This window comes from Streptomyces sp. NPDC058464 (assembly GCF_042721035.1).
Classification (GTDB): domain Bacteria; phylum Actinomycetota; class Actinomycetes; order Streptomycetales; family Streptomycetaceae; genus Streptomyces.
Genome location: NZ_JBHXMA010000007.1, coordinates 170,825 through 180,987, shown reverse-complemented (window position 1 = coordinate 180,987; position 10,163 = coordinate 170,825). Strand labels below are relative to the sequence as shown.

General features: G+C 71.3%; 10 protein-coding genes. 7 read left to right on the top strand and 3 right to left on the bottom strand.

All coding sequences use genetic code 11. From position 1 onward, the window contains the following. Positions 1 to 69: 69 nt before the first annotated feature. The 3 genes from ACFWPQ_RS12470 to ACFWPQ_RS12460 form a co-directional block, all read right to left on the bottom strand. Complete coding sequence (locus ACFWPQ_RS12470; protein WP_046730492.1) at positions 70 to 297, bottom strand: DUF3107 domain-containing protein; 228 nt, start codon at positions 295 to 297, stop codon at positions 70 to 72. A gap of 151 nt (positions 298 to 448) precedes the next feature. Next, positions 449 to 1,093 (bottom strand): TetR/AcrR family transcriptional regulator, encoded by a 645-nt coding sequence (locus tag ACFWPQ_RS12465; RefSeq protein WP_089098915.1) that lies wholly within the window; start codon positions 1,091 to 1,093, stop codon positions 449 to 451. Positions 1,094 to 1,263: 170 nt separating this feature from the next. Further along, complete coding sequence (locus ACFWPQ_RS12460) at positions 1,264 to 1,488, bottom strand: hypothetical protein (RefSeq protein ID WP_384032573.1); 225 nt, start codon at positions 1,486 to 1,488, stop codon at positions 1,264 to 1,266. 258 nt (positions 1,489 to 1,746) lie between these two features. On the opposite strand from ACFWPQ_RS12460, the gene ACFWPQ_RS12455 reads away from it, so the two are divergent. The 7 genes from ACFWPQ_RS12455 (at position 1,747) to ACFWPQ_RS12425 (ending at position 9,924) form a co-directional block, all read left to right on the top strand. Beyond that, entirely contained in the window at positions 1,747 to 2,766 is a 1,020-nt protein-coding gene (locus ACFWPQ_RS12455) for an alpha/beta fold hydrolase (RefSeq protein WP_384032571.1), read from the top strand. Between the two features lie 7 nt (positions 2,767 to 2,773). After that, positions 2,774 to 4,270 (top strand): DUF3152 domain-containing protein, encoded by a 1,497-nt coding sequence (locus ACFWPQ_RS12450; protein ID WP_384032569.1) that lies wholly within the window; start codon positions 2,774 to 2,776, stop codon positions 4,268 to 4,270. A 56-nt stretch (positions 4,271 to 4,326) separates the two neighbouring features. After that, a complete protein-coding gene (locus ACFWPQ_RS12445; protein ID WP_361292239.1) occupies positions 4,327 to 4,419 on the top strand; it encodes an Ms4533A family Cys-rich leader peptide in 93 nt (30 codons plus the stop codon). 166 nt (positions 4,420 to 4,585) lie between these two features. Further along, positions 4,586 to 6,304, top strand: coding sequence for an ABC transporter substrate-binding protein (locus tag ACFWPQ_RS12440; protein WP_384032567.1), 1,719 nt, complete (start codon positions 4,586 to 4,588; stop codon positions 6,302 to 6,304). A gap of 4 nt (positions 6,305 to 6,308) precedes the next feature. Continuing rightward, the gene (locus ACFWPQ_RS12435) at positions 6,309 to 7,340 is read left to right on the top strand and encodes an ABC transporter permease (RefSeq protein ID WP_384032565.1); all 1,032 of its coding nucleotides are present in this window, start codon (positions 6,309 to 6,311) and stop codon (positions 7,338 to 7,340) included. After that, the gene (locus ACFWPQ_RS12430) at positions 7,337 to 8,335 is read left to right on the top strand and encodes an ABC transporter permease (RefSeq protein ID WP_384032563.1); all 999 of its coding nucleotides are present in this window, start codon (positions 7,337 to 7,339) and stop codon (positions 8,333 to 8,335) included. Before ACFWPQ_RS12435 ends, ACFWPQ_RS12430 begins: the two co-directional genes overlap by 4 nt. After that, complete coding sequence (locus tag ACFWPQ_RS12425; protein WP_384032561.1) at positions 8,332 to 9,924, top strand: dipeptide ABC transporter ATP-binding protein; 1,593 nt, start codon at positions 8,332 to 8,334, stop codon at positions 9,922 to 9,924. The genes ACFWPQ_RS12430 and ACFWPQ_RS12425 overlap by 4 nt, the downstream gene beginning before the upstream one ends. Positions 9,925 to 10,163 lie beyond the last annotated feature (239 nt).

The window sequence follows — 10,163 nt, the reverse complement described above, 5'->3', positions numbered from 1 at the left end:
TTGGTGTGCCCCCACTGGGGGGGGGGCGGTTATACCAACCCACCCCCCGGCCCCTCCGTGCTGCTGTGGTCAGACCGCGCTGAAGCCGACCTTGCGGACGGTCGGCTCACCGAGCTCGATGTACGCCAGCCGGTCCGTCGGGACCAGGACCTTGCGGCCGCGCTCGTCCTCCAGGGACAGCACCTGCGACTTACCGGCCAGCGCGTCGGCGACGAGGCGCTCGACCTCCTCGGCGTTCAGACCGCTCTCCAGCACGATCTCGCGGGGCGCGTGCTGCACGCCGATCTTGACCTCCACGGCTATGTCCCTCCGACGGTCAGTTAAGTGCGCGACCTTCCGCGCCGTACGCTGCACACATTAGCCCGGTGAGGGGACGTACACGCTGCGGGCGTGCACGCCAGGAGCGAACAGCGAACGGGAATGCCACGCGGGTCCGTCAGCGGATCCGTCAGTGGTGGGAGTCGATCCCGTGCAGCGGGAAGCCGGCGATGCCCCGCCACGCCAGCGAGGTCAGCAGCTGTACCGCCTGGTCGCGCGGGACGCTGCGGTCGCTGTGCAGCCAGGACCGCGCCACCACCTGGGCGAGTCCGCCGAGACCCGAGGCCAGCAGCATCGACTCGGCGCTCGGCAGGCCGGTGTCCTCGGCGATGACCTCGCAGATCGCCTCGGCGCACTGGGTGGTGACCTTGTCGACGCGCTCGCGCACCGCGGGCTCGTTCGTCAGGTCGGACTCGAAGACCAGCCGGAAGGCCCCGCCGTCGTCCTCGACGTACGCGAAGTACGCGTCCATGGTCGCCCGGACCCGCTGCTTGTTGTCGGTCGTCGACGCGAGCGCGCCGCGCACCGCCTGGATCAGCGCTTCGCAGTGCTGGTCCAGCAGGGCCAGGTAGAGGTCGAGCTTGCCCGGGAAGTGCTGGTAGAGAACCGGCTTGCTGACGCCGGCACGCTCGGCGATGTCGTCCATCGCGGCCGCGTGGTACCCCTGCGCGACGAACACTTCCTGGGCGGCGCCCAGCAACTGGTTCCGTCGGGCACGGCGCGGCAGGCGAGTGCCCCGCGGGCGTGCCGCCTCTGTCTGCTCGATGGCTGTCACGCCGCGCCTCCCAAAGTCGTCCACATGCGGATCGCTCCGCGCGGCCATCGTACTTTTCGGTAACCGTGCTGTGCGATGTGCGAGCGCAGAATTTCACGTACCGGACGACGGCGAAAGCCGCACCGGGAAATGCGGACAGGCCAGGTGGGCCCGCCGGAGGCCGGTTCCGGTCAGCGGTAGTCCTCCTCGTCGAGGGAGACCACGCGTGCCTGCTCGATGAGATCGGCCTCGTTCGCGCGGCCCGGGTCCACACCGGTGAGCGGGTCGTCATGGGACGGTGTGACGTCCGTGTGCTGCTCTGCTGCGTCGCCCTCGGGGGCCTCGACACCGATCTCCGGGGCGTCCTCCGCCTCCAGATCGTCGAGTACGTCCGGGTCGGTGGGGTCATGGGCCATGGTGGGCTCCCTTCCTTCGGAGATCCCTGGCGGATGCAGGGGCCACAAACGGGTGCCCTGTGTACGAGCGTAGGAGACACCGGAAGCGGGCGCTATGCCATCGCTGTCCCATCGCTGTGCCGTCCAGGGCCGTTCGCTCCGGACGGCCGGTGACCCTTCACCTCACCCCGGCCGGTGCGTGGCTCGCGCGGCTCGCCCGGGCGATCCTGTGACGGCGAACACATGAATCACTGTGTGATCGTCTCGTAACATTGGCCCATGTCTTCGACCGAACTGCCCTTCGTGCCGCCCACCAGCGTGCTCCCCGTGGCGGCGGCAGTCAGAGTCGCGGAGGGCGAGCGGCTGCGGTCGGTGGGACTGCCCGGTGTCACCCTCTCGATCCGTTCGCGGCCGCCCACGCGCGCGGGCCTGCCGCCCGCTCTGTACATCCACGGGCTCGGCGGCTCCTCGCAGAACTGGTCGGAGCTGATGGAGCGGCTCGAGGGCGTCGTCGACGGCGAGGCCGTCGACCTGCCGGGCTTCGGCGACTCGCCGCCGCCGGACGACGGCGACTACTCCGTCACCGGGCACGCGCGCGCGGTCATCCGCTATCTCGACGCGGTCGGCCGCGGCCCCGTGCACCTCTTCGGCAACTCCCTCGGCGGTGCGGTCGCCACCCGGGTCGCCGCCGTCCGCCCGGACCTCGTCCGCACCCTCACGCTCGTCTCGCCGGCCCTGCCCGAGCTCCGCGTGCAGCGCACGGCCGTGCCGACGGTCATCCTCGGCCTCCCCGGCGTCGCCGGGCTCCTCACCCGCACCACCGGCAAGTGGACCGCCGAACAGCGGGTACGGGGCGTCCTGGCCCTCTGCTACGGCGATCCGGGCCGGGTGACACCCGAGGCGTTCGAGCACGCGGTGGCGGAGCTGGAACGGCGGCTGCGACTGCCGTACTTCTGGGACGCGATGGCGCGGTCCGCGCGCGGGATCGTCAACGCCTACACGCTGGGCGGCCAGCACGGGCTCTGGCGCCAGGCCGAGCGCGTCCTCGCCCCGACCCTGCTGATCTACGGCGGCCGCGACCAGCTCGTCGGCTACCGCATGGCCCAGAAGGCCGCGCGCAGCTTCCGCCACTCCCGGCTGCTGTCCATGCCGGACGCCGGGCATGTGGCGATGATGGAGTACCCGGAGGCGGTGGCCGGGGCGTTCCGTGAACTCCTCGCGTCCGCCGACGAGTTGGCCGACGGATCGGCCGCCGGGAACGCCGGCGGCCGCCCGGTCGCGCCGGGCGCGGGGAGCTGAGGGGCGAGTGGGACGCCACAGCCGCCGCGGCCCGGCACCCAAAGGCGATGACGCGGACATAGCGGGCGTGCGTGCCGCCCGGAAGCAGGGCCCGGGAGACGGTGACCGCGGGCCTGCGGGCGCGACAGTGCCACGTCCGTCCGACGGGACACCTGCGGGCGGATCGCCCCGGTTCGCGGACGGTACGCCGGCCCAGGGCATCCCGCGCATGCCCGATGGCACGCCCGTGCGGGGGGTGCCGCGGTTCGCCGACGGGACCCCGGCCCACGGCGTGCCCCGCTACCCGGACGGGACCCCGGCCCACGGCGTCCCGCGGTTCCCGGACGGGACCCCGGCCCACGGTGTCCCCCGGGTCCGTGGTGGTCATCCCCAGCAGCGTGAAGGGGGCGGTGGCTGGGGTGAGACGGGCGGGCAGGCCGGTGTCGCCGGGGCGGCCGGTGCCGCCGGTGTGTCGATACCGCGGCAGCGGCGCAGCGGGCCCGGTGGGCCCCGGCAGGACTACGTCGACGCCTTCGACGAGGACGCCGACGTCTTCACGCCCCGCCCCGGCATCGGCGCCCGGCGTGCGGAAACGTATCCGCCCTTCTCCGACCCCCAGGCGTCCCCGCTCCCGTCCGGGACGGACGACGGCGATGACGACGACGCACCGCCCACCGGCGAACCGGCCGTCCAGCCCAAGGGCGGCAAGGGGCGGACCTTCACCGGGATCGCGGCCGCCGCCGTCACCACCGTGCTCGCGGTGATCGTCGCCGGGCAGGTCGTCGACGGCCGCGACGGCGGCGCCGTGCGGTCGGAGTCGGCCGCGGGCGGGACACGGGCCACCGACGGCGCCGCCTCGCGCGGGAACAGCCGTACGACGCCGTCCGCCTCCGCGTCCGTCTCCGCCTCGCCGAGCGTGGTGACGCTGTCGTACGAGCAGGCGATGGGCGAGAAGTACCCGCTCAGCGCCAAGCTGGCCGGGTCCGGGAAGTTCACCACCGTGCCCGGGAGCGCGAAAGCGCCGGGCAAGGGGCGGAAGTACACCTACCGCGTCGACGTGGAGCAGGGGCTCGGGCTGGACGGGAAACTGTTCGCCGAGGCCGTGCAGAAGACGCTCAACGACGACCGCAGCTGGGCCCACGACGGCGCCCGTACCTTCGCGCGCGTCTCCTCCGGCAAGCCCGACTTCGTGATCACGCTCGCCAGCCCCGGCACCACCGCCAAGTGGTGCGCCAAGTCCGGCCTCGACACGACCGAGGACAACGTGTCCTGCGACTCGGCGTCCACGGAACGCGTCATGATCAACGCGTACCGGTGGGCCCAGGGCAGCAAGACGTACGGCGACAAGATCCACGCCTACCGGCAGATGCTGATCAACCACGAGGTCGGCCACCGGCTCGGCTACGGCCACGTGACCTGCGACAAGGACGGCGAGCTGGCGCCGGTCATGCAGCAGCAGACCAAGTTCCTCGACCACGACGGAATCCACTGTCTGGCCAATCCCTGGCCTTACCCCAAGAGTTGACAGGTGGCTCATACATCACATTGACATGCGCAGAAAGTTCGTACATATTTCTGGGCATGTCGTCCCTTCACGCCTCCGCGCGCGCCGCCATCGAGCTGGCGCTCATCGGCGTGACCGCGCTCTGCGTGGCCGACGTTCACTGTTGCTGACGCCCGCCTTCAGGCGTTCGCGTCGCGATTTTCCTCCGTTGCCGTGACCTGGGTCACGGTTCTTTCGACGACCTGACGCCCGGGCAGACGTCTGTTCACTTTCGTCTCACTCTTCGTCAACCTGTCTCGCGATTCGAGACATGCCTTCCGAGAGGTCGTCATTCCGATGCGTCACCCGTCCGTAAACAGCGCCCGCGCGGCGTACGTTTCGCTGGCCCTGGTCGTGGCAGCGGGCGCCGCCGCCTGCGGGCCGAAGGACAACGATGCCAACGGCTCCAGTGGCGACTCCACGCCGCACAAGGGCGGCACGCTCACCGTCCTGAACTCCGACCCCCAGTCGGACTTCGACCCGGCCCGCCTGTACACCTCCGGCGGCGGCAACGTGCCCTCCCTGGTCTTCCGTACGCTCACCACCCGCAACCGCGCGGACGGCGCCGCCGGCACCAAGGTCGTCCCCGACCTGGCCACCGACACCGGGCGGCCCAGCGAGAACGCGACCGTGTGGACGTACACCCTGAAGAAGGGCCTCAAGTACGAGGACGGCACCGCGATCACGTCCGCCGACATCAAGTACGGCATCGAGCGCTCCTTCGCCCCCGAGCTCTCCGGCGGCGCGCCCTACCTGCGGGACTGGCTGGTCGGCGCCGCCGACTACCAGGGGCCGTACAAGGACAAGAAGGGGCTGTCGGCGATCGAGACGCCGGACGACCGCACCATCGTCTTCCACCTGAACAAGCCCGAGGGCGAGTTCCCGTTCCTGGCCACGCAGACGCAGTTCACGCCGGTCCCGCAGGCCAAGGACACGGGTACGAAGTACGAGGAGCACCCGGTCTCGTCCGGCCCCTACAAGGTCGTGAAGAACGAGAACGACGGTGAGCACCTGGTCCTGGAGCGCAACACGTACTGGTCCGCGGCCGTCGACGACCAGCGCAAGGCGTACCCGGACAAGATCGACGTGCAGTCCGGGCTCGACTCGTCCGTGATCAACCAGCGGCTGTCGGCGTCCCAGGGGACGGACGCGGCCGCGGTGACGACGGACACCAACCTCGGTCCTGCCGAACTCGCCAAGGTCACCGGCGACAAGGAACTCGCCTCCCGCGTCGGCACCGGGCACTTCGGCTACACGAACTACATAGCGTTCAACCCGAAGGTCAAGCCGTTCGACAACCCCAAGGTGCGTGAGGCGATCTCGTACGCCGTCGACCGGTCGTCCGTGATCAACGCGGCGGGCGGCAGCGCCCTCGCCGAGGCCGCGACCACCTTCCTGCCCGACCAGAAGTCCTTCGGCTACACGCCGTACGACCTCTTCCCGGCGGGTGCCACCGGCAACGCGGCCAAGGCCAAGGAACTGCTCAAGGAGGCCGGTTACCCGAACGGGCTCACGGTCACGCTGACCCACGACAACGCCCAGAACTTCAAGACGAGCCCCGAGATCGCCACCGCGATCCAGGACGCCCTCAAGAAGGCCGGCATCACGGTCAAGCTCCAGGGTCTGGAGGACAACAACTACTCCGACACGGTCCACAGCGTGAAGACCGAGCCGGGCTTCTTCCTCGCCGCGTGGGGTGCCGACTGGCCCTCCGGCGGTCCCTTCCTCGCCCCGATCTTCGACGGCCGGCAGATCGTCAAGGACGGCGCGAACTTCAACGCCTCCCAGCTCAACGATGCTTCGGTCAACGCCGAGATTGACGCGATCAACAAGTTGACCGACCTTGACGCGGCCGCCAAGCGGTGGGGTGCACTGGACAAGAAGATCGGCGCGCAGGCCCTGACCGTGCCGCTGTTCCACCCGGTCTACAAGCGGCTGGTCGGCAAGGACATCAAGAACGTCGTGATCAGCGACTGGACCGGTGTCCTGGACATCTCCCAGGTCGCGGTGAAGTAGCGCCGTGAGCGAGGCACTTGTCGCCACCCGGGCCCCCGAGGCGTCCGCCTCGGGGGCTTCGGGGGCTCGTCTGTTCTGGCGGCGGCTGCGTGCGCAGCGGGCCGCCACGGTCGCGGCGGGGCTCGTCGCGCTGCTGGTCCTGGTCGCGCTCGCCGCACCCCTGCTCACCGCGCTGGAGGGCCAGGACCCGACCACCTTCCACCCGTCCCTCATCGACTCCGCGCGCGGCGGCGTGCCGACCGGCTCCCTCGGGGGCGTCTCCGGCGACCACTGGCTGGGCGTGGAGCCGCAGACCGGGCGCGACCTGTTCGCACGGCTGGTGTACGGGGCCCGGGTCTCGCTGGGCGTCGCGTTCTCGGCGACCGTGATCCAGGTCCTCCTCGGGCTGGTTGTCGGCGTGTCGGCCGCGCTCGGCGGTGGATGGATTGATCAACTGTTGAGCCGGATCACGGACATCATCGTCGCGCTGCCCCTGATGATCATGTCGCTGGCACTGCTCGCGATCGTGCCGCAGAGCTTCCCCCGGCCCGTCCTGGTCACCCTCGTCATCGGGTTCATCGCCTGGGGCAACATCGCGAAGATCGTGCGCGCCCAGACGCTCACCCTGAAGGGGCTCGACTACGTCGCCGCCGCGCGGCTCAGCGGCTGGGGTGCCTGGCCCATCGCCCGCCGCGAGCTGCTGCCCGGCCTGGCCGCGCCGGTCATCACGTACGCCTCGATCCTCATCCCGGTCAACATCAGCGTCGAGGCGGCCCTGTCCTTCCTCGGCGTCGGGGTGAAGCCGCCGACGCCCTCCTGGGGCCAGATGCTCACCGCTGCCGACGTCTGGTACCAGGCGGCCCCGCAGTACCTGCTCCTGCCGGCCGGCGCGCTGTTCGTGACCGTCCTCGCGCTGACCGTCCTCGGCGACGGCGTCCGCACCGCCCTGGACCCGCGGGCCGCCTCCCGGCTCGGCGTCGGCACCGGGCGCAGGCGCGAGGCCGGGACGTCGGCGGAGGCGCCGGCGAAGGCGTCGGCGAAGGAGGAATCCGCGTGAACGGCTTCGGCGGCTTCCTGATCCGCCGCACCATCGGCACCCTGGCGACCCTGCTCGCCATCTCGGTGATCGTCTACGTCGTCTTCTACGTCACCCCGGGCAACGTCGCCCAGATCACCTGCGGCCCGCGCTGCTCCCCGGAGCAGGTGCACCAGGTGGCCCAGCAACTGCACCTCGACGACCCGCTGTACGTGCGCTACTGGCACTTCCTGCAGGGCCTCGTCGCCGGCCAGGACTACTCCACCGGCACCTCCGTGGAGCACTGCTCGGCGCCCTGCCTCGGCCTCTCCTACCAGACCGACCAGCAGGTCCTCAGCATCATCCTGACCAGACTCCCGGTCAGTCTCTCGCTGGTGTTCGGCGCGATGGTGCTGTGGCTGGTCCTGGGCGTCGGCACGGGCGTGCTGTCCGTCTGGCGGCGCGGCCGGCTCACCGAGCGGGTGCTGACCGGCCTCACGCTGGCGGGCTGGGCCACCCCGGTGTTCGTCATCGGCCTGGTCCTGATGATCGTCGTCTGCGGCGAACTGCAACTGCTGCCCTTCCCGCAGTACGTGAAGTTCACCGACGACCCCGAACAGTGGGCGTGGAACCTGCTGCTGCCCTGGTTCTCCCTCGCCCTCATCGAGTCCGCCGCGTTCGCCCGGATGACCCGGGCGTCGATGCTGGAGACCCTGGCCGAGGACCACATCCGCACCTTCCGCGCGTACGGCGTGAGCGAGCGTTCGATCGTCGGGCGGCACGCCCTGCGCGGGGCGCTCGCGCCGGTCATCGCGCTGAACGCCAACAACTTCGGCTCGGCCGTCGGCGGCGCCGTGCTCACCGAGACGCTGTTCGGACTGCCCGGTCTCGGCCAGGAACTCGTCCACGCCGTCAGCGTGGTCGACCTGCCCGTCGTCGTCGGCATGGTCCTGGTCATCGGTTTCTTCGTGGTCCTCGCCAACGCCGTCGCCGACGTGCTGTACGCGGTGGCCGACCGACGGGTGGTACTGACGTGAGTCTCGTCCAAGTCACTGATCTGACCGTCGACTTCGGTGACCTGCGGGCCGTGGACGGGCTGTCGTTCACCCTGGAACGCGGCGCCGCCCTCGCCCTGGTCGGCGAGTCCGGCTCCGGCAAGTCCACGGTCGCCTCGGCGCTGCTCGGCCTGCACCACGGCACCGGGGCTCGGCTCGGCGGCGCGATCGAGGTCGCCGGCACCGACGTCCAGGCCGCCTCCGACGGCGAGCTGCGGCGGCTGCGCGGCGCGAAGGCGGCGATGGTCTTCCAGGACCCGCTGTCGTCCCTCGACCCGTACTACGCGATCGGCGACCAGATCGCCGAGGTGTACCGCGTGCACACGCGCGCGTCACGACGAGCCGCACGCGCGCGTGCCGTGGAGGTGCTCGACCGGGTCGGCATCCCGGACGCCGCGCGCCGCTCCCGGTCCCGCCCGCACGAGTTCAGCGGCGGCATGCGGCAGCGGGCGCTGATCGCCATGGCGCTCGCCTGCGAGCCCGAACTGCTCATCGCCGACGAGCCCACCACCGCCCTCGACGTGACCGTCCAGGCCCAGATCCTCGACCTGCTGCACACGCTGCGCGAGGAGACCGGCATGGGCCTGCTGCTGGTCACCCACGACGTGGGAGTCGCCGCCGAGAGCGTCGACCAGGTACTCGTCATGCGGCACGGGCGCCTGGTCGAACAGGGGCCGGTCGCCGGCGTGCTCGGCGCGCCCGCGCAGCCGTACACCCGCGAACTGCTCTCCGCCGTTCCGCGCGTGGACGCGGTCCGCGCGCCCTCGCGGGCGTCCGAGGAGGTCGTCCTGGAGGCGTCCGGCCTGCGGCGCGAGTTCGGGCGCGGGAAACGGGCGTTCGCGGCCGTGGACGACGTGACGCTGACCGTGCACCGGGGGGAGACCCTCGGCGTCGTCGGCGAGAGCGGCAGCGGCAAGACCACCCTCGGCCGGATGCTGGTCGGGCTGCTGGAGCCGACGGCGGGTGAGGTCCGCTACGACGGACACACGCGCGTGGGCGTGCACCCGGCCGTCCAGATGGTCTTCCAGGACCCGGTCTCCTCCCTCAACCCGCGGCGCAGCGTCGGCGAGTCGATCGCCGACCCGCTGCGCGCGCGGGGGGAACGCGACGAGGGGCGCATCCGGGAGCGCGTGACGGAACTGCTGGTGCGCGTGGGGCTCGAAGGGGCGCACTACCAGCGCTATCCGCACGAGTTCAGCGGCGGCCAGCGCCAGCGCGTGGGCATTGCGCGGGCGCTCGCGGCCGACCCGCGCGTCATCGTCTGCGACGAACCGGTCTCCGCGCTGGACGTCACCACCCAGACCCAGGTCGTCGCGCTGCTCGGCGAACTCCAGCGGGAACTCGGGCTCGCGCTCGTCTTCGTCGCCCACGACCTCGCGGTCGTACGGCAGGTCAGCGACCGGGTCGCGGTCATGCGCCGCGGCCGGATCGTCGAGACCGGGCCCGCGGACGAGGTCTACGACAACCCCCAGGACCCGTACACCAGGCAGCTCCTGGCCGCCGTACCCGCCCTGGACCCGGAGGCCGCGGCCCGGCGGCGGGCGGCGCGCCGGGAACTGGCGTCGGCGTGACGTTTCCGCAGATCTGGGCGCAGACGTGGGCGCAGCTCTGGACGCGGATCCGGGCGTGACGTTCCGCCGCCGCTCGGCTGCTTAGCGCGACCGAACGCGAACCGCACGGGAAAGTTACGACCGTTCACCCCTTTTGGTGGGGGGGTTGTCCAACGAGCCAACGGCCCCCGCCCTTTGCGGAAAAGGTACGGCCCCCGGCATCCCCCCGGGCCCGGGGGCAGGCCCGAACGGGGAGGGGT